This window comes from Phyllobacterium endophyticum (genome assembly GCF_003010935.1).
Lineage (GTDB): Bacteria > Pseudomonadota > Alphaproteobacteria > Rhizobiales > Rhizobiaceae > Phyllobacterium > Phyllobacterium endophyticum.
In genome coordinates, this window is the sequence record NZ_PGGN01000002.1 from 526,356 (window position 1) to 545,353 (window position 18,998).

16 protein-coding genes are annotated in these 18,998 nt (G+C 59.0%); 8 read left to right on the forward strand and 8 right to left on the reverse strand.

Annotated features, from left to right (window positions below; all coding sequences use genetic code 11):
- Positions 1-175: 175 nt before the first annotated feature.
- The 5 genes from CU100_RS10640 (at position 176) to CU100_RS10660 (ending at position 7,366) form a co-directional block, all read left to right on the forward strand.
- Positions 176-2,179, forward strand: coding sequence for a CocE/NonD family hydrolase (locus CU100_RS10640; RefSeq protein WP_106716552.1), 2,004 nt, complete (start codon positions 176-178; stop codon positions 2,177-2,179).
- Between the two features lie 134 nt (positions 2,180-2,313).
- Entirely contained in the window at positions 2,314-3,903 is a 1,590-nt protein-coding gene (locus CU100_RS10645) for an ABC transporter substrate-binding protein (protein WP_106716553.1), read from the forward strand.
- 11 nt (positions 3,904-3,914) lie between these two features.
- The gene (locus CU100_RS10650; protein ID WP_106716554.1) at positions 3,915-4,874 is read left to right on the forward strand and encodes an ABC transporter permease; all 960 of its coding nucleotides are present in this window, start codon (positions 3,915-3,917) and stop codon (positions 4,872-4,874) included.
- Positions 4,875-4,883: 9 nt separating this feature from the next.
- Entirely contained in the window at positions 4,884-5,708 is an 825-nt protein-coding gene (locus CU100_RS10655; RefSeq protein WP_106716555.1) for an ABC transporter permease, read from the forward strand.
- Positions 5,708-7,366, forward strand: a complete 1,659-nt coding sequence (locus tag CU100_RS10660; RefSeq protein ID WP_106716556.1) for an ABC transporter ATP-binding protein — start codon at positions 5,708-5,710, stop codon at positions 7,364-7,366. The genes CU100_RS10655 and CU100_RS10660 overlap by 1 nt, the downstream gene beginning before the upstream one ends.
- Positions 7,367-7,404: 38 nt before the next feature.
- Here CU100_RS10660 and CU100_RS10665 read toward each other — a convergent pair whose 3' ends face one another.
- From CU100_RS10665 to CU100_RS10695, 7 genes are read right to left on the reverse strand one after another with little or no spacing between them, the layout of a single operon-like run.
- A complete protein-coding gene (locus CU100_RS10665; protein ID WP_106716557.1) occupies positions 7,405-8,355 on the reverse strand; it encodes an alpha/beta hydrolase in 951 nt (316 codons plus the stop codon).
- The gene (locus CU100_RS10670) at positions 8,352-9,134 is read right to left on the reverse strand and encodes a carnitinyl-CoA dehydratase (RefSeq protein WP_106716558.1); all 783 of its coding nucleotides are present in this window, start codon (positions 9,132-9,134) and stop codon (positions 8,352-8,354) included. The genes CU100_RS10665 and CU100_RS10670 overlap by 4 nt, the downstream gene beginning before the upstream one ends.
- On the reverse strand, positions 9,131-11,209 hold the full coding sequence (locus tag CU100_RS10675; protein ID WP_106716559.1) for an acetate--CoA ligase family protein: 2,079 nt from the start codon (positions 11,207-11,209) through the stop codon (positions 9,131-9,133). Before CU100_RS10675 ends, CU100_RS10670 begins: the two co-directional genes overlap by 4 nt.
- A gap of 11 nt (positions 11,210-11,220) precedes the next feature.
- The gene (locus CU100_RS10680; RefSeq protein WP_106716560.1) at positions 11,221-12,384 is read right to left on the reverse strand and encodes an acyl-CoA dehydrogenase family protein; all 1,164 of its coding nucleotides are present in this window, start codon (positions 12,382-12,384) and stop codon (positions 11,221-11,223) included.
- Positions 12,385-12,386: 2 nt separating this feature from the next.
- Positions 12,387-12,698: a hypothetical protein gene (locus tag CU100_RS10685; RefSeq protein WP_106716561.1), complete on the reverse strand. Its 312-nt coding sequence runs from the start codon at positions 12,696-12,698 to the stop codon at positions 12,387-12,389.
- A 45-nt stretch (positions 12,699-12,743) separates the two neighbouring features.
- Complete coding sequence (locus tag CU100_RS10690) at positions 12,744-13,808, reverse strand: carnitine 3-dehydrogenase (RefSeq protein ID WP_106716562.1); 1,065 nt, start codon at positions 13,806-13,808, stop codon at positions 12,744-12,746.
- A gap of 6 nt (positions 13,809-13,814) precedes the next feature.
- Complete coding sequence (locus CU100_RS10695) at positions 13,815-14,720, reverse strand: BKACE family enzyme (protein WP_106716563.1); 906 nt, start codon at positions 14,718-14,720, stop codon at positions 13,815-13,817.
- A gap of 238 nt (positions 14,721-14,958) precedes the next feature.
- On the opposite strand from CU100_RS10695, the gene CU100_RS10700 reads away from it, so the two are divergent.
- Together CU100_RS10700 and CU100_RS10705 are read left to right on the forward strand one after the other, a co-directional pair.
- Positions 14,959-15,942 carry a GlxA family transcriptional regulator gene (locus CU100_RS10700; protein ID WP_407070319.1) on the forward strand — a complete coding sequence of 328 codons (984 nt, stop codon included), beginning with the start codon at positions 14,959-14,961 and terminating at the stop codon, positions 15,940-15,942.
- 84 nt (positions 15,943-16,026) lie between these two features.
- Complete coding sequence (locus CU100_RS10705) at positions 16,027-16,518, forward strand: thioesterase family protein (protein ID WP_106716565.1); 492 nt, start codon at positions 16,027-16,029, stop codon at positions 16,516-16,518.
- A 208-nt stretch (positions 16,519-16,726) separates the two neighbouring features.
- On the opposite strand, the gene CU100_RS10710 is transcribed toward CU100_RS10705, so the two are convergent.
- The gene (locus CU100_RS10710) at positions 16,727-17,623 is read right to left on the reverse strand and encodes a LysR substrate-binding domain-containing protein (RefSeq protein ID WP_106716566.1); all 897 of its coding nucleotides are present in this window, start codon (positions 17,621-17,623) and stop codon (positions 16,727-16,729) included.
- A gap of 142 nt (positions 17,624-17,765) precedes the next feature.
- Between CU100_RS10710 and CU100_RS10715 the strand changes: the two genes are divergently transcribed.
- Complete coding sequence (locus CU100_RS10715; protein WP_106716567.1) at positions 17,766-18,998, forward strand: aromatic ring-hydroxylating oxygenase subunit alpha; 1,233 nt, start codon at positions 17,766-17,768, stop codon at positions 18,996-18,998.

Consider the following 18,998-nt stretch of genomic DNA (forward strand, 5'->3'; position numbering starts at 1 on the left):
GCAAATGACGGGACTAATGTCGCAAGTGTTGGAGGCGCGTCGCTGAGCGGATGCGCATAGTGTGGGCAAAAGGAACACTTCGCAAAAGACGAGAAAATGGGACAAGGGTGATCAGCGGCATCGAGCCGGTGAGCATTATCCGTTTTCGGCTCTTTCTGCGGGGCGAAGGGCGATAATGCGAACAGTCGAGACTTTTCAGCATAATATCCACGAAGATGCCGATATGGGCATCGTCCTGCCCGATGGCTGCCGGTTGTCGGCGAGGGTCTGGATGCCAGCCGACGCCGAACAGAACCCGGTTCCAGCCATTCTCGAATTTCTGCCCTACCGCAAGCGCGATGGCACCACCGCGCGGGACAACCTTACCCACCCATATTTTGCCGGCCACGGTTATGCCTGCCTACGCGTGGACATGCGCGGGAACGGCGATTCCGAAGGGCTGATGGAGGATGAATATTCCGAGCAGGAACTCGCCGATGCCTGCGAGGTGATCAAGTGGATCGCGGCGCAGGCCTGGTCGACCGGGAAGGTCGGCATGATGGGCATTTCCTGGGGCGGCTTCAACTCCCTGCAGGTGGCGGCGCTGCAACCCGAGGCGCTGAAGGCAATCATCACGCTCTGCTCGACCGATGACCGGTATGCGGACGATATCCATTACAAGGGCGGCCTGTTGCTGAACGAGAATCTCGGTTGGGGTGCTACCATGCTCGCCTATTCCTCGCGTGCACCAGACCCGGCGCTCGTCGGTGAAAAATGGCGCGACATGTGGCTGGAAAGGCTCGACAATGAGCCATTCCTGCCGGCAGTCTGGCTCAACCATCAGACACGCGATGCCTATTGGCAGCGCGGTTCCGTATGCGCGGATTTCTCCGCGATCAAGGCGGCAACGCTTGCCGTGGGCGGCTGGGGCGACGCCTACAAGAACGCAGTGCCGAGGCTTATGGCGGGCATCACGGCGCCGGTCAAAGGCATCATCGGACCGTGGGTGCATAAATACCCGCATTTCGCCGTGCCCGAACCGCGCATAGGCTTTTTGCAGGAAGCACTGCGCTGGTGGGACCACTGGCTCAAGGATATCGATACCGGCGTCGAAAACGATCCCGCCTATCGCGGTTACCTGATGGATTCAGTGCGTCCCAAGAGCTGGTACACGGAGCGAGCCGGCTACTGGATCGCAGAAGATGAGTGGCCATCGAAGACGATTGCCACGGAAGTCCTGCACCTGCAGGCGGACAAGTCGCTCTCGGCCGACGCCGCTGACGATTTTTGCCACCTTGTGGCGTCGCCGCAGGATTGCGGCATGATGGGCGGCGAATATTGCGCAATCTGGCTAGGGCCGGAAATGCCCGGCGACCAGCGCCGCGACGATGCGTTGTCGGTCTGTTACGATACAGTGCTGGACAGGCCGATCGACGTCGTCGGCGCGCCAGAAATCATCCTGATGCTTGCGAGCGACAAGCCGGTCGCCATGGTTGCGGTGCGGCTTTGCGATGTGCATCCGGACGGCGCTTCGACACGCATCACCTATGGCGTATTCAATCTTTGCCATCGCGACGGACATGACACACCGGCGCCGCTGGTGCCGGGCGAAGCAATCCAGATCAGCTTCAAGCTTGATGATATCGCCTATCGCGTGCCCGCGGGGCACACATTGCGGGTGGCTGTGTCGTCGTCCTATTGGCCGATGGTCTGGCCCTCACCGGAAAATGTCAGCCTGACCATAAGTGCGGGGCAAATCAGCATTCCGGCGCGGGAGCAAGCCACAGGCGATGAATGGGTTTTCCCAGAGCCGGAAGCTGCCTCGCCTTGGCAGCTTGAAACCTTGAGGAAGGGCGGAAACAGCCGGTCAATCGAGCATGATCAGGTCACGGGCAAGATCAGCCTTTTGATCGAAGACGATTTCGGCGAGGCACGCGACAAGGAACATGGCCTGGTCCATGGCGGCATTGCCCGCGAGCGCTGGGAAATCAACGCCGAGGATCCGCTCTCCGCCTATGGCGAGACGCATTGGACCGAAATCTCGGGGCGCGACAACTGGCGGATACGCACAGAGACGTTCACGACGATGCGGTCCGACAGGCGGAATTTCTATCTGACCGGCCGTATCGAAGCCTACGAAAACGACAACGTGGTGTTCGAGCGGGATTTTACCGAAACGATTGCACGTAATTGCATCTGAACGAAGGGCTGCCGCTGCAGCGCTATCTCAAATGCAAAAGATAAAGGGTTGAAATTTACGGATATCAAGTCGCATAATTCACGAAAACCAGAATTGGGACGCCGGGCGTCGCAAGCAGAAGAAGGGGAATAGATATGTCAAACGAACTCGATTATCTCAGCCGCAGAGTAGCACTTGGCAAGCTTTCACGCCGGGACTTCCTCGGGCGTGCGGCGGCTCTCGGCGTCACCACGGTCTTCGCCAACTCCCTGCTGTCGAGCGCGGCGCTTGCGGAAGGCCCTGTCAAGGGCGGCACGCTGAAAGCCGGTATGCAGGGCGGCGCTTCCACTGACAGCCTTGATCCGGCAACTTGGCAGAGCCAGGTACCCTACAAGTTCGGGCGCCAATGGGGCGAGCAGCTTGTGGAGATACAGCCGGACGGCACACTCAATCCCAAGCTTGCGACGGAATGGGGCTCCTCCGACGACGCCAAAGTCTGGACCTTCAAGATCCGCAAGGGCGTGCAGTTCCACGACGGCAAGGAGATGACGCCTGATGACGTCGTCGCCACGATGGAACGTCACTCAGATGCGAACTCCAAGTCCGGTGCGCTGGGTGTGATGGGCGGTATCGAGAATGTGAAGAAAGACGGCGATACCGTTGTTTTCACGTTGAAAGAAGCCAATGCCGACCTGCCGTTCCTCATGGACGACTACCACCTGATGATCCAGCCAAACGGCGGCAAGGACAAGCCGACTGCCGGTATCGGTACGGGACCTTACAAGGTCGTGACCGATGAGCCGGGCGTTCGGCATATCGGCACAAAATTTGCCAATTACTGGGACGGCGACAACCGTGGTCATGCAGAGCAGATCGAGATCATCGTCATCAATGACGCAACGGCCCGCACAGCTGCTCTGCAGTCCGGTCAGGTACACATGATCAATCGTGTCGAGCCGAAGATCGTCGATCTGGTGAAGCGCGTTCCGGGCGTTACTATCCAGAACGTAGCGGGCAAGGGGCACTATGTCTTCATCGCCCATTGCAATACGGCCCCGTTCGACAATGCCGACCTGCGGCTTGCACTGAAATACGCCATGAACCGCGAAGACATGGTGAAGACGATCCTGCGCGGGTATGGATCGGTTGGCAATGACACGCCGATCAACAAGGCTTATCCGCTGTTTTCCGATGACATCGAACAACGCAAATACGATCCGGACAAGGCGGCTTTCCACTACAAGAAGTCCGGTCACGATGGCGCTGTGCTGCTTCGTACTTCCGATGTGGCATTCCCCGGCGCGATCGATGCGGCGCAGCTCTACCAGCAGAGCGCTGCCAAGGCCGGCATCACGATCGAGGTCAAGCGTGAGCCTGGCGACGGCTACTGGTCGCAGGTGTGGAACAAGCAGCCATTCTCGACATCTTACTGGGGTGGCCGTCCAACACAGGACCAGATGTTCTCGACGGCGTATTATTCCAAGGCCGACTGGAATGACACACGCTTTTTCAACGAGAAATTCGACAAGATGCTGCTTCAGGCGCGCGGCGAACTGGACGAAGCCAAGCGCAAGGCAATGTATCGCGACATGAATGTCATCGTACGCGATGAAGGCGGTGTCATCGTACCGATGTTCAATGACTTCATCGATGCGACAAGCAAGAAAGTCGGCGGCTGGGTGCCGGACGGCAATCAGGAGATGAGCGGCGGTTACGCATTGTCGCGCTGCTGGCTGATGGCTTAGGACTTCGGCGGATGAGTACGCCTGTCCTTAAACTGGTCGCCCAGCGCATTGCGATGGGCGTACTCCTCCTCCTTGCGGTTTCCGTGCTGATCTTCGTCGGCACGCAAATCCTGCCTGGAGATGTCGCGCAATCCATTCTTGGACAATCCGCCACGCCGCAGGCACTCGAAAACCTGCGTCGCGACATGGGGCTGAACGATCCGGCCTACATTCGCTACCTGCGCTGGCTCGGCGGTATCCTGACCGGCGATCTTGGTACGGCACTTTCCAGCGGACAGGATATCGCGACGTCGCTGAAAGATCGTCTGTGGAACACGCTGTTTCTCGCTTCTGCCGCTGCTGCGGTTTCCATCCCGCTGGCCATAGGGCTGGGCCTGCTGGCGGTACGCTACCGCAACGGTTTCGTAGACAAGCTGATTTCCGGTCTCGGTCTTGCATCGACGTCACTGCCCGAATTCTTCACGGGCTATCTGCTGATCTATTTCGTCGCCGTGCAATTGCAGTGGTTTCCAAGCGTCTCCACCGTTTACGAGGGCATGCCGCTCGGAGAGCGGCTCAGCGCGATTGCCCTGCCGGTTACCGTGCTGACGCTGGTCGTTCTGGCGCATATGATGCGCATGACGCGTGCCGCGATCCTCAACGTCATGCAGTCCGCCTACATCGAAACGGCGGAACTGAAGGGGCTTACGCCCTTCCAGATCATCACCCGGCATGCCTTTCCGAATGCGATCGCTCCGATCGTCAACGTCGTCATGCTTAATCTGGCGTTCCTGATCGTCGGCGTGGTCGTCGTCGAGGTGATCTTTGTCTATCCCGGCATGGGCCAGTATCTGGTCGATCATGTTGCCAAGCGGGACGTTCCGGTCGTGCAGGCATGCGGGCTGGTTTTCGCGGCTGTCTATATCAGCCTCAATATTGTTGCTGATATCGTGGCGATTGTTTCCAATCCCCGCCTCAGACATCCCAAGTGAGGCCGCCGAATGCTGAACGTTAAGACAATCCCGATCAGCGCCTGGATCGGTCTGATCATCACGGCGATTTTTCTCTTCGCAGCGATCTTCGCCCCTTGGGTCGCACCATTTTCGGTTGGCGAGACAGTGGGCGATGTGTGGGAGCCGAGCTCTGCCAAATATTGGCTCGGAACCGATAATCTCGGACGAGACCTCTTGTCCCGCATGATATATGGCGCGCGCATCACGATTTTCATCGCGGCAATGGCGACGGCGTTGTCGTTCATTCTAGGCTCGGTGCTCGGGTTTGCGGCAGCAGTCATAGGCGGTTGGTTCGATCAGCTCATGTCGCGGTTCGTGGATCTGATCATGGCAATTCCGACCCTGATCTTCGCACTCGTCGTGCTTTCGGTGCTGCCCGCGAACGTTCTCACGCTGATCCTGGTCATGGGTCTGCTCGATTCAACCCGTGTCTACCGGCTGGCGCGTGCGGTCGCCGTCGATATCAATGTGATGGATTTCGTCGAGGCGGCAAAGCTGCGCGGTGAAGGACGCATGTGGATCATCTTCCGCGAAATCCTGCCGAACGCACTGACGCCGCTGATTGCCGAGCTCGGGCTGCGGTTCATCTTTGCGGTTCTTTTTCTCTCCGCGCTGTCGTTTCTTGGTCTGGGTGTGCAACCGCCGGATGCGGATTGGGGCGGCATGGTCAGAGAAAACAAGGAAGGCATCGTGTTTGGCATTCCGGCAGCCCTTATTCCCGCCGCGGCCATCGCCATTCTTGCGATTTCCGTTAATCTGGTTGCCGACTGGATACTCAATCGCACCACCAGTTTGAAGGGAGGGCGCGGATAATGGCCAAACGTCCTGTAGACAGAAGTGGAACCCTGCTCGACATTCGCAACCTGCGCATCGAGGCGACCAGTTATCCTCCGGGAGAGCCGCCACGCAACGTCGTTATTGTCGATGACGTTTCGGTGAAGGTCGAGCGTGGCAAGGTGCTCGGGCTGATAGGCGAATCCGGAGCGGGAAAATCGACCATCGGCCTTTCGAGCATGTGCTATGGTCGCGGCGGCGTTCGCATCACAGGCGGCGAGGTCCTGCTCAATGGCCGCGACATATTGAAAGGCGGGCCGAAACTGTTGCGGCAGGTGCGGGGACGTGAAGTCTGCTACGTCGCACAATCGGCCGCCGCAGCGTTCAATCCTGCACGCAAGCTGATGGATCAGGTAGTCGAGGCGGCGCTCCTGCACAGGATATGTTCGAGGGCCGAGGCCGAAAAACGTGCGATCGGGCTGTTCAAGAAGCTCGGCCTTCCCAACCCTGAGACATTCGGCCAGCGTTTCCCGCACCAGGTATCCGGCGGACAGTTGCAGCGGGCCATGACGGCGATGGCGCTGTGTTCCGAGCCAGATCTGATCGTCTTCGACGAGCCGACGACCGCGCTGGATGTGACCACCCAGATCGACGTACTTGCTTCGATCAAGGATGCCATCCGCGACACGAATGTTGCGGCGCTCTACATCACCCATGATCTTGCAGTCGTTGCGCAGGTCGCCGACGACATTATCGTCTTGCGGCACGGCAAGAAGGTTGAGTACGGCGACACGCACCAGATCATCAAGGAACCGCGCCAGCAATACACCAACCAGTTGGTCTCGGTGCATCATATACCGCACGAAGAGAAGAACCCCACCGACGCGCCGATCCTCACGGTGAAGAACATAACTGCCGCGTATGGCGGCGGGCTGGTGAAGGTCCTGAAGAATGTGTCCGTGGATATCCACCTTGGTCAGACGCTGGCCGTGGTGGGTGAATCCGGTTCGGGTAAATCCACCCTGGCGCGTGCGATTACAGGACTGTTACCGCCGATGGAGGGAAGCATCACCTTCGACGGGCGGACGCTGTCTCCCCGGCTGGCGAACCGGACGCGCAACGATCTGCGCGAGTTGCAGATGATCTACCAGATGGCGGATACGGCGATGAATCCGCGACAGACCATCGGCACCATCATCGGGCGGCCGCTTGAATTCTATTTCGGCATGAAGGGCAGGGAGCGGGACAAGCGCGTAACGGAACTGCTCGAAAAGATCGAAATGGGCAAAGGCTTTGCCGACCGCTATCCGGCCGAACTGTCCGGCGGCCAGAAGCAGCGCGTCTGCATCGCGCGGGCGCTGGCGGCGAAGCCCAAGCTCATCATATGCGACGAGGTCACCAGTGCGCTCGATCCGCTCGTTGCGGACGGAATATTGAAGCTGCTTCTTGATCTGCAGAAGGACGAGAACGTCGCTTATCTCTTCATCACCCATGATCTTGCGACTGTGAAATCAATCGCCGATTCCATCGCCGTGATGTACCGGGGGGAAGTCGTGCGCTATGGGCCGAAATCCGATGTGCTGAAACCGCCATTCGACGATTACACGGACCTGTTGTTGTCCTCGGTCCCCGAGATGGAACTCGGGTGGCTCGAAGGTGCGGTGAAGAACCGGCGCATGGCCAGCGCCGGAAACTAGGCGCTGCGTTATCTCTCCCCTTGTGGGAGAGAAAGAGGTTAGAGCTGGCCGGGCCAGCGGCCCTGACCGAGCAGATGCAAGGCTGTCGCGATGCGCCGAAAGCTGGCGCGAGCGCGATCAACGCTGTGGCGTGCACGCAGAAAGGCATGCACAAGACCCGGCTCATTATTCCAGATCGCCTTGCCGCCCGCGGCGAGTATCTTGTCGCGATAGTGCCGGCCATCGTCGGACAGCGGATCGCATTCAGCTGAGATGACTACAGTCGGCGGCAGGCCGGTAAAATCCGTGTCGTTGAGGGGCGAAAAACGCGCGTCCGTGGACCAGTTGAACCCACCGCCGCGGAGGTCGGCATAATAGATCGTATCGCGCGTCGTCAGCATGGGCGCGTGCGCGTGGGTGACGTAAGAGCCCTGATCGGTCGCTCCGCCAAGCCCGGGATAAATGAGAACCTGGCCGATCGGCGCGCGTTCGTGGCGGCGGACGTGATGCGAGACGGCAGCGGCCAGATTACCGCCGGCGCTGTCGCCGCAAAGGACGATTGGCAGGTCTGTCGTCGAGGCGACATGCTCGAAGGCGGCATGGCAATCCCTGAACGCGACCGGGTGCAGGTGCTCCGGTGCAAGCCGGTAATCCACCGACACAACCCGGAACCCGGTTGCTTCGCAGAGTTCCGCGCAGACGTCGTCATGACTTTCAAGACCGCCGACGACGAATCCGCCGCCATGAAAGTAGAGGCAGACGGCCTGCGGATCGCTGCCATATTTCTCGTAGACGCGAATGGGTATCTTGCGCTCGCCGGTCTCGATGAAGCGATAGGCGGACGACACGAGTTCCGGATAGCCGGTAAAGAACGCCCGGCACATGGTGTCGTAGACTTCGCGCTGCTGCTCGACTGAACGCTCGACCGCATCGGGCGGATAAAAGCTGTTGGTTCGCTCGATGAATGCCCAGGTCTGTTCGTCGATGAGTGTCGTATAGTCGGTGGTCATTTTCCCTTCCAGACTGGATCGCGTTTTTCGGCGAAGGCCTTGAAGCCTTCCTGGCCGTCTTCCGATGCGTAGAGCGTATCCACTGTACGGAACTTGCGCTTGGTTATCCAGTTCATCGCATCCTGGAAGCCCATGCTTTCCGCTTCCCGCGCCACTTCCTTGATCGCCGCAAATACCAGCGGCGGTCCGCTTTCAAGCATTCGCGCGATCTCCCAGACACGCTCCATCAGTTTGTCCTTAGGCAGAACCTCATTGACCAGACCCCAGCGGTGCGCTTCAGTAACGTCCATCCAGCGGCCTGTCAGCAGAAGGTCCATGGCGACATGGTAAGGTATGCGCTTGGGAAGCTTGACCGTTGCCGCGTCGGCGAGGGTGCCCGCGCGGATTTCCGGCAAGGCAAAGCTGGAATGGTCGGAGGCATAGATAAGATCGCAGGAGAGGGCGAGTTCGAAGCCGCCGCCCACAGCCATGCCGTTGACTGCGGCGATGACGGGCTTGTTGAGGTCGATCAATTCTTGCAGACCGCCGAAGCCTCCAACGCCATAGTCGCCGTCGACAGCATCGCCGCCCGCGGCTGCCTTCAAATCCCAGCCGGCGCAGAAAAACTTGTCACCCTCGGTCTGGACAATGGCGACCCGCAGTTCGGGATCGTCACGGAATTTTTTGAACGTTTCGCCCATAAGCCGGCTCGTGGTGAGATCGATGGCATTGGCCTTCGGCCGGTCCAGCGTGACTTCGAGAATGCCGCCTTCGCGGCGCGTCCTGACTACATCGTTCATCTCAACTCTCCCTTTGTCACCAGCAGCGCATCGGCGATCCAAGCGCCTTGTCCCTTACTGCAGACCAGCAGCGGATTGATATCGAGTTCAGCGATCCGTCCGGCATTTTCTACCGCCAAGGCGGCAATGCCCATGATCGCATCGAGTGCAGCTTCCAGATCGGCCTTTGGCTTGCCGCGATAGCCGTCGAGCAGCGGGAACATGCGCAGCGAACGCAGGGCCGTCTCGATATCGTCGCGGCTCGAGGGCAAGAGCAACGTCACGCTGTCCTGCAGCAGTTCCACCAGAACGCCGCCGGTGCCGAGTGTCATGACCGGACCGAATTGCGGATCATGGACGATGCCGACGATGAGCTCGGCAACCGCCCCCGTGACCATGCGCTCGACATAAAGGCCGAATCCGAGGCCGGCGAGATCATCAGCGGCGGATCTGACCGCATCGGCGTCCCCGAGATTGAGCCGTACGGCATTCTGTTCGGATTTGTGGGCGATACCGAGTGCCTTGAGCGCAACCGGATAGCCAATCGCGTTGGCAGTTGCGACAGCCTCGCCGGAGTTTGCGCAGCGACGTCCCTCAGGCACCGGCAGGCCGGCGCTCCTCAGTCTGGCCTTGGCCTCGGCTTCGTCCGGAGCTGTTGTTTCACCTGCACCATCGCCAGCCGGAACCGCAACCGAAGTTGCGGGCGACCTTTTCCACGCCTGACCTATAAAAGCTGCAGCTTCCGCTGCGTCGAATGCTTCGGTGATACCGCAGAGCGGCGCGATACCCTTTTCCATCAATCCGGCCATATATTCTTCCGGAATATTTTCGGGGATCGAGGCGACGATGGCTCCCTTGGCCTTGTTGGTTCGAAGCGCGTTCTCAAATCCGCGGACCGTCGACCACCAATCCACATCCGAACAACGATCCTTGCGCGGAAAATCAAGGACGAGGCAGCTTAGCGAGAACCCGCCGGATACCATTGCCGTGAATGTCTCTGTCAGTGCCGGCTCATTGTTCCAGATGAACGTGTGATAATCGAGCGGATTGGCGACCGCGACGAATGTCCCGAGTGTGGATTTCACCCGGGCGCGATGCTCGGGCGACAACGGCGGAAATTCAACCGCGCGCCCCTCGGCGCTGTCGGCCATGACCGAGGCTTCACCGCCGGAGCAGCTCATGGAACAGAGCGTCTTGCCATCAAGCGGGCCGTGCACATGCAATAGCTTCAATGTTTCAAGAAAGGACGCGATCGAGTCGACGCGGGCGATGCCGAGGCGCTTGAGGAAGGCGTCCGATGACGCGTCGGATCCCGCCAGCGAAGCCGTGTGCGAGACAGTTGCGGCGCGCGCCTGCGCAGAACGGCCGACTTTCATCGCGACGATCGGCTTGCCCAGCTCGCGAGCGCGCCTGGCAAGGAGTTCGAACTTTGGCGCCGACTGGAACGCCTCGATATGGAGGCCAAGCGCTGTAACGCGTTCATCTTCGAGCAGGGCTATCGCCATGTCCGGCAGGCCTGTTTGCGCCTGGTTGCCCGCCGTCATGACGTGGGCAATGGGGAGGCCGCGCGTTTGCATCGTCATGTTGATGGCGATGTTGGACGATTGGGTGATGATGGCGACGCCGCGTTCGTCAGCGCCGAGCCGCCGCCCGCCATGCTGGTCGGGCCAGAGCAGGGCGCCATCGCAATAGTTGATCAACCCGTAGCAGTTCGGCCCGATGATCGGCATGTCGCCTGCCGCTTCGACGAGTTCCTGCTGCAGTCTTGCACCGTCCGCGTCGTCGGCACCGGCTTCGAGAAAGCCCGAGGCATAGCAGACCGCGACGCCTGCGCCGGCTTCCCGCAACTCGCGGACGATGTCCAAAGTGAGAAAGCGATTGACGCCGACGAAAGCAGCATCGGGACTGCCCGGCAGATCAGCGACTGATCGGTAGACTTTCAGGCCGCAGATTTCATCATGTTTGGGATGCACCGGCCAAATTTCGCCGGCGAAGCCCATTTTTTGCGATTGTTTTATGACTTCGGCGGCTTGTAGACCGCCGAACACGGCGATGGTTTTTGGCCTGAGCAGACGATCGAGCTTATGCGATGCCATCGAATGCTCCCTCACGCACCGTGCGGACGCAGAAGAGCGCGCGAGATGATATGCCGCTGGATTTCGGAGGTGCCCTCCCAGATGCGTTCGACACGCGCGTCGCGCCAGATGCGTTCGAGGGGCAAGTCATCCATCAAGCCCATGCCGCCATGGATCTGGATCGCCTCGTCAGCGACAAAAGCCAGCATTTCGGTGGCCTTGAGCTTGGCCATCGCCATGTCCTGATCCGTGACTGTACCTTGGTCGAACTTCCAGCCAGCCTCAAAAGTGAGGAGGTCGGCGGCTTTCAGCTCCGTTGCCATATCGGCGAGCTTGAACGAAACGCCCTGGAACTTGCCGATCTGCTGGCCGAATTGCTGGCGCTGAGCCGCATATTCGATGGCGTGGCCAAGCGCGCGCTCGGCGCGGCCGAGACAGGTGGCCGCCACCTGGAGACGGGTTGCGCCGAGCCAGGTATTGGCGACATCAAAGCCCTTGTGGACTTCACCAAGAATCGCATCCTGCGGCAGGCGGCAATCATCAAACTCGATGATCGCGTTGGTGTAACCGCGATGCGAGACATTGCGATATCCTTCGCGAATGGTCATGCCGGGATGACCCTTGTCAACGAAGAACGCCGTGATCTTCTTTTTCCTGCCGCGCGGCGTGTCTTCTTCGCCGGATGCGACGAAAAGGATAACGAAATCCGCTTCGAGCGCATGGCTGATGAAGTGCTTCGTGCCATTGACGACCCAGTCACCCCCGCTTTCAACGGCGGTGGCCTTCATGCCGCGAAGATCGGACCCGGCACCCGGTTCGGTCATCGCAAGGCAGTCGGACTTTTCGCCGCGAATGCAGGGGAACAGGTACTTTTCCCTCTGCGCATCGGTGCCGGCGAGCAGAATGTTGGAAGGCCGCCCGACACAGCTCCAGTGCAGCGCGTAATTGGCGCGGCCAAGTTCCTTTTCGTAAAGAAGCCATGTTACCGTATCGAGACCCGCGCCGCCCACGTCTTCCGGCATGTTGGCGGCGTAGAGGCCGGCGTCGATTGCTTTTTGCTTCAGCTCACCAGCCAGTTCCTTGCGCAGAACCCCCGTGCGCTCGACCTCCGCTTCGTGTGGATAGAGTTCGTTTTCGACAAACGAGCGTGTCGTCTCGACAATGAGCCTTTGTTCCTCCGAAAGACCGAAATCCATGGTTAGAGCCTTTCCCGGCCATATTGGCCGTATTCTGTTTCTCGCCTGACGAGACAATCCGCGCGGAAGGTGGCGAGGCCGATGTGGTTCATCGGCCGAAGCCGCTTGACAAAGCGGGTGTTCGTCAGACGGAAACCCAGCCGTTGGTTTGCTTTGCAAACCAACAAGCTTTCAAACCCGCTGGTCGCATTATCCACATTTCGAGAGGAATGCGGTTCGACCAGTGGGACGGGGCCTGTTGCGCCAATATCGGCGCCAAGCCTCTCGCCCGCACGCAGAGTGCGGGTCTTCGTGTCTTTGCTTGATCTTGTCACAACATGCCTCCGTCAGAATAGGTCAATATGGCCGGGAAAGGCTCTTTAGCCCTTCTTTTTCTTAGGCTTGCTGGTTTTGGCTTTTTCAGCAGCTTTGGATGTAGCGGGCTTTTGCGCCAGCTTCGACAGACGCTGGGTGTAGTCGTTGTGAAGTGCGCCTGCACCCCACCCCTTGCCCTTGTTCTGCTTGGAAAGGGCTTCCATGATGGCCACGAGATTATCGTCGCGGATGCGCTCCAATTCGCGGATCGACAGGCCATGCGCCTGTTCGTCCGACTGATTGGCGATCTTGTCGACCAGTCCCTCGTCAAGTTCCGGCACATCCATCAGCTTGGTCCACGGCCAGGAGAGGCACGGGCCGAACTGGGCGATGAAGTGGCGCATTCCGGCTTCACCACCGGCAACGCGGTAGACCTGGAACATGCCCATCTGCGCCCAGCGAATGCCGAACGAATAGCGGATGATGTCGTCGAGCTCTTCGACGGTGGTAATGTCGTCCTTGATCAGCCACAGGGACTCGCGCCAGACGGCTTCGAGCAGGCGGTCGCCGACGAAGGCTTCGATTTCCTTGCGGATCACCACCGGTTTCATGCCGATCGAGGTGTAGAGTTCGCGTGCCTTTTCGACAGCTTCAGGCGAGGTTTGCTTGCCGCCGACGATCTCGACCAGCGGGAGGAGATAGACAGGATTATAGGGATGGCCGACGACCAGACGCTCAGGGTGCTTCATCGCCGTTTGCATTTCCGACGGCAGGATGCCCGAAGTGGAAGAACCGACGATGGCATCGACTGCCGCGTGTTTGTCGATTTCGGCCAGCACCTTGTGCTTCAGGTCGAGCCGTTCCGGAACGCTTTCCTGGATGAAGTCTGCACCGGCTACGGCGGCTTCGATCGTCTTGGAAAAGGTCAGCTTGCCTTCCTTCGGCAAGCCACCCGGCACCATTGTCTTATAGGCGCGGCGTGAATTCTTCATCACCTCGCTGACCTTGCGCTCGGCTTCAGGATCCGGATCGAAGATGGAGACGTCTATGCCGTTGAGAAGCAGGCGGGCAACCCAGCCCGCACCGATAACACCGCCGCCTATAGCTGCGGCCTTGCGAATACCTGCCATGATTTCTTACCAGCCCTTCGTCAGTTTCATGCGCTCGCGGACTTCATTCGGTCCGAGAATTCGCGCGCCCATGCCTTCCGCAACCTTGACCGCCCGTTCGACCAAGGGGCCATTGGTGGCAAGAACACCCTTGTCGAGCCAGATATTGTCTTCGAGGCCGACGCGGATATTGCCGCCAGCGAGCATCGCCATAGCCGCATAGGGCATCTGGTTGCGGCCGATCGAGAAGGCAGAGAATGTCCAGTTGGACGGGAGGTTGTTGGTCAAAGCCAGCAGCGTGTTGATATCATCCGGGGCACCCCACGGAATGCCCATGCAAAGCTGCACCATGACCGGATCTTCAAGCAGTTTCTGATCGTAAAGCCACTTGGCCAGCAGCAGGTGCCCTGTATCGAAGATCTCGACTTCCGGACGAACGCCAAGCGCCTTGATCTGCGCCGCCATAGCCTTGAGCATGGCTGGCGTGTTGGTCATGACATAATCGCCTTCGCCGAAATTCATGGTGCCGCAATCAAGCGTGCAAATCTCGGGGCGAAGCTTTGCCACGTGTTCCAGGCGTTCGGTTGCGCCCGCCATATCGGTGCCGTCGAGCGAAGGCGGCATTGGCTGTTCCACGCTGCCGAGCGTGAGATCGCCGCCCATGCCTGCGGTAAGGTTCAGCACCATATCGACGCCTGACGCCTTGATGTGCTCGACAACCTCGGTGTAGAGCGCGACGTCGCGCGAACCCTTGCCAGTTTTCGGGTCGCGGACGTGAATGTGAGCAATTGCAGCGCCGGCATTGGCCGCGGCGATGCATTCATCGGCGATCTGGCGCGGCGTGACCGGAACCTTGTCGGAACGGCCCGTGGTATCGCCCGCACCGGTTACGGCGCAGGTGATGAATACTTCGCGGTTGGGGGTAAGTCCCATTTTAGAGCCTTTCTTGCTTAACTAGAAAATCCTGCCGGGTAAATTCCGGCCAAATCCTTCGGGCTTCGGCATTGTCCGATGGAAAGGCATCGGCCTCGCCGAATCCCTTGACCTTGTCCATGAATTTCCACCGGCAGAACTTCTCTATTTCAACAAGCAAGGCTCTGCGCTCCCATGTTCTCGTTGAAACGATCATGCCCCCATTGCCGGACGATGCTTTGCAATATACGAATAGAAATTGATGAATAGCGAAACGTCGCCACTCTTTTTACCGAACACCAAAGCGCTCGACGTAACGGTCCTGGTCTTCAGCGGAGCTTCGTTGATGTGCGTTGCCTCGACGATCGATCCCATGCGCGCCGCCAACCGGGTTTCCGGCGCGAACTTGTTTAACTGGCGAATTGTATCACTGGATGGCGAACCGACAATGACTACGTGCGGCCTGCCGATTGCCGTATCCGGCTCATTCGATGCAGCAGAAAAAGGCGACATCCTATTGGTTGTTGGTGGTTTTGGTACATCCGACATTGCGCGCACGACCTTCACGGCCAATTTGCGCCGTGCTGTGCACAATTATCGCATGATTGGCGGTATCGAAGCGGGATCATGGCTGCTCGGGCGGGCGGGACTGCTCTCAGGACGCAAGGCGACGACGCATTGGGAGGACATGGAGGAGTTTACGGCTGAATTTCCCGATGCGGATGTTCGCCCCGACCGCTACGTCATCGATGGGCCGGTTTTCACGAGCGGCGGCGCGTCGCCCACCTTCGACCTGATGCTGCACCTCATCCGCTCACGGTACGGCATGTCCGTGGCGCTCGATGTGGCGAGTGTCTTCATCTATGACGATGCCCATGCGTCCAATGATGCGCAGCCGCTGGTTTCGCTGGGCCGGCTCGACGATGTGCATCCCAAGCTCGCGAGCGCCATTCGCCTGATGGAGCGCCATATCGAACAGCCGTTGACCATCGGCGCCATTGCCAGGCGTTGCGGCCTGAGCGCCAGAAGTCTTGAGAAGATATTCGCCAAGGCGGTCGGTGAGGGACCCGGACGGTATTATCTGCGGCTGCGGCTGAAAGTGGCGCGGCGGCTAATCACCGATACGAAGTCGCCGCTGGCAGATATCGCCGCACGCACGGGTTTTTCGTCGGCATCGGCTTTCACCAGGACCTTTCGCAATTTCGAGGGCAAGCCGCCAAGTGCTTTCCGGCCTGTTCATTGAGCGTCGCTTTTGACAAAGCGGCAACGCAGACTTCATGTTTCAAACCGCCAACACCTAGTCGCACGATCCAGTCAGGAGCCCAGAATGTCAGCCGAGAATGCAAAAGGTCAACTGCATCGCTCCGAACCGATCGCAATGGAAAAGGATTGGATCGACTATAACGGTCATTTGAACATGGCCTATTACAATGTGGTCTTCGATCGTGGCGGCGATGAGTTTCTTGCCGAATTGGGCTTCGGCCCGATATATGCCGCCGAGCGCAAATTGACGATCTACACCGCTGAAGTGCACATCTGCTACGTGCAGGAAATTCATCTCGATCATATCGTGACGGTCACCAGCCAGCTGATCGATTTCGACGCCAAGCGCCTGCACACATATAACGAGATCGTTCACAGGGATGGCTGGGTGGCGGCGACCGCCGAGGTGATGTCGCTGCATGTCGATATGAGCGGCCCCAAGGTCGTGCCGTTTCCCGATGATATCGTGCCGACGCTGGAAGCCTATAGAAAAGCACATTCGATGCTGCCAGTTCCTGCACGCGTCGGCCGTTCGATCGGGATCAAGCGGAAGTAGATATAGCTTCGTGGCATCATTCTTGCCTCGATGCAGTGCGTGGTCCGACAAGCTCACCATGAGGGAGGGCAAGGGATTGCAGGGAGCGAGGACTTGAGACCTCGTAGGTCCGAATTGCAGGGCCGAAGATCAGAATTTACGACCTTGATGATTATTGTGTCATCAACCCACCTCCCTCTGAGCTTGTCGAACCACGCACTGTAAAACCTCAAGCCTCGAACTGCTCAACCAGCCAGTTCTCGAATTGGCGGATGCGGGTTTCGCCGACGCGTTCCTTGCGGCAAATCATATACCAGGCGCCGGGCTGCGGGACTTTCAGCGGGAAGGGCGCCACCAGGCGACCGGCCTCGATGTCATCAGCCACCAAAAAATCGGGTGCGACCGCAAGGCCCTGGCCATCGAGTGCCGATTGCAGCGCGGCAAGATAGGTGTCGAACTTCAACGTTACCGCCTGCGCCGTATCGGCTATTCCGGCTGCTTCCAGCCATGTGCCCCAATCTTCGGGGGCGGTATAAAGCGCAAGCCGCGGCACCTTGTTCAAGCCCTTCGCGCCTGTATCGCTGCCGATCCTCGCAGCGACGTGCGGGCTGCAGACAGGGCGCATTTCCGCTTTCACCAATAGACGGTAATGCAGGTTCAGGCGCTCCGGACGCGTCGTGTGGATGATGCCTATATCCGAACTGTCGATGTTGAGTTCCCAATCGAGCTGGCTGGTACCGATGCGGATGGCGAGGTTGGGATTGACCTTACGAAAATCGGTCAGTCGCGGGATGAGCCAGCGAATGGCGAATGTCGCATAGGTTTCGAGCGCGAGATCGTCGCTCGTTCCGATGCGGTTTATCAGCGCCGTGCCGCGCGCAATTTTCTCGAAGGCATCGCGCATATAAGGGTAGTAAAGCGTTCCGGCGTCCGTCAGCGAAACGCCGCGCGGCATGCGCTCGAACAGCTTGACGCCGAGGATGGTTTCAAGCTCCGCAATGCGGTGGCTGATGGCTGATTGGGTGACGCCAAGCTCATCCCCGGCGAGCCGGAAACTCAGAAGCCGCGCCGAGGCCTCGAATGCCCGCAGGGATCCGAGTGGCGGTATGCGAGGCTTGGACATCATGGCGGTAAATCTCGGGTAAGCTGGACCGGTGAAAATTATTCATGTCTTTATGAGTAACGATCGCTTGAATGCCGCGCAATGCGGAATCATTCTAAATTGCAGGACAGAATAATTGTCTCAGGGCGAACCTTCGGAGAATCACATGGGTGCAGAACAGGCATTTGCGGAAATTGCACCGGCTGTCGACAAGATCGATCGCATGATCGCCGGGCACAAGGCGGGTCATGGGCTGGTTCGCGCATTCTACATGGACCCGGATGTCTATGCCCGCGATATTGAGCGTGTGTTCCGCCGGCACTGGCATTGCATCGGTCATGCCAGCATCATTCCAAATGCAGGCGATTTCGAGCTGTTCAAGATCGACACCGAGACAGTGGTGGTTTCGCGCACGGAAGATGGGTCAATCCATGCGTTTCTCAATGTGTGCCGTCATCGTGGCGCGGAGGTCTGCACCAAGCAGAAGGGCAACGCCCGGTTCTTCGTCTGCCCCTATCACGCCTGGACCTATGCCAATGATGGCAGCCTGCGTGCGGCGCGCCTGATGCCGAAGGACTTCGACCGCAGTGCTCATGGCTTGAAGACGCTGCATGTGCGGGTGACGGAAGGCTTGATTTTCATCTGCTTTGCCGACGAACCGCTCGATTTTTCCGTCATCGAACAGTCGTTGCGCACGACGTGCGGGCAGTATGGCTGGGCGGACGCCAAAGTCGCATATCGCGAGACCTATCCCGTCGATGCCAACTGGAAGCTTGCGGTCGAGAACTATGTAGAATGCTACCATTGCGGTCCGGCTCATCCGGAATATTCGCAGACGCATGCGCTCGAACAGCCGCTCGAAAAGATCGCCGAACTGAATGCACGCATGGAGCAGCGCACCTGCGCTCTTGGCATCGACATCGCCACGGGCGATCACTGGCAGAGTTCGGCGCAGGGCCAGGAAGCGATCCACACGTTTCGCTATGCGCTCTACGATGGCGTTTCGAGCGGTAGCGAGGATGGCTCACCTGTGGGGCCGCTGATGGGCCGGTTCAAGGAGTTCGATGGCGGCGTGACGTCGATTCATCTCGGCGGGACAAGCTTTCTTGTCTGCTATCCGGACCATGGAATGATTTACCGCTTCATTCCGAAGAGCGTCGACACATGCGAGATGGAACTGATCTGGCTGGTGCGCGGCGACGCCGAAGAGGGCAAGGACTACGACCTCGAAAAGCTGACCTGGCTGTGGAAGGTCACGACCGCCGAAGACAAGACGATCATCGAGCATACGGCGCGCGGGGTTCGCTCGCATTACTTCGTTCCAGGGCCAATTGCACCGATGGAACAAAATGAATTGCGGTACATCCAGTGGTACCTCGACGAAATCGCGCGGCCGTAG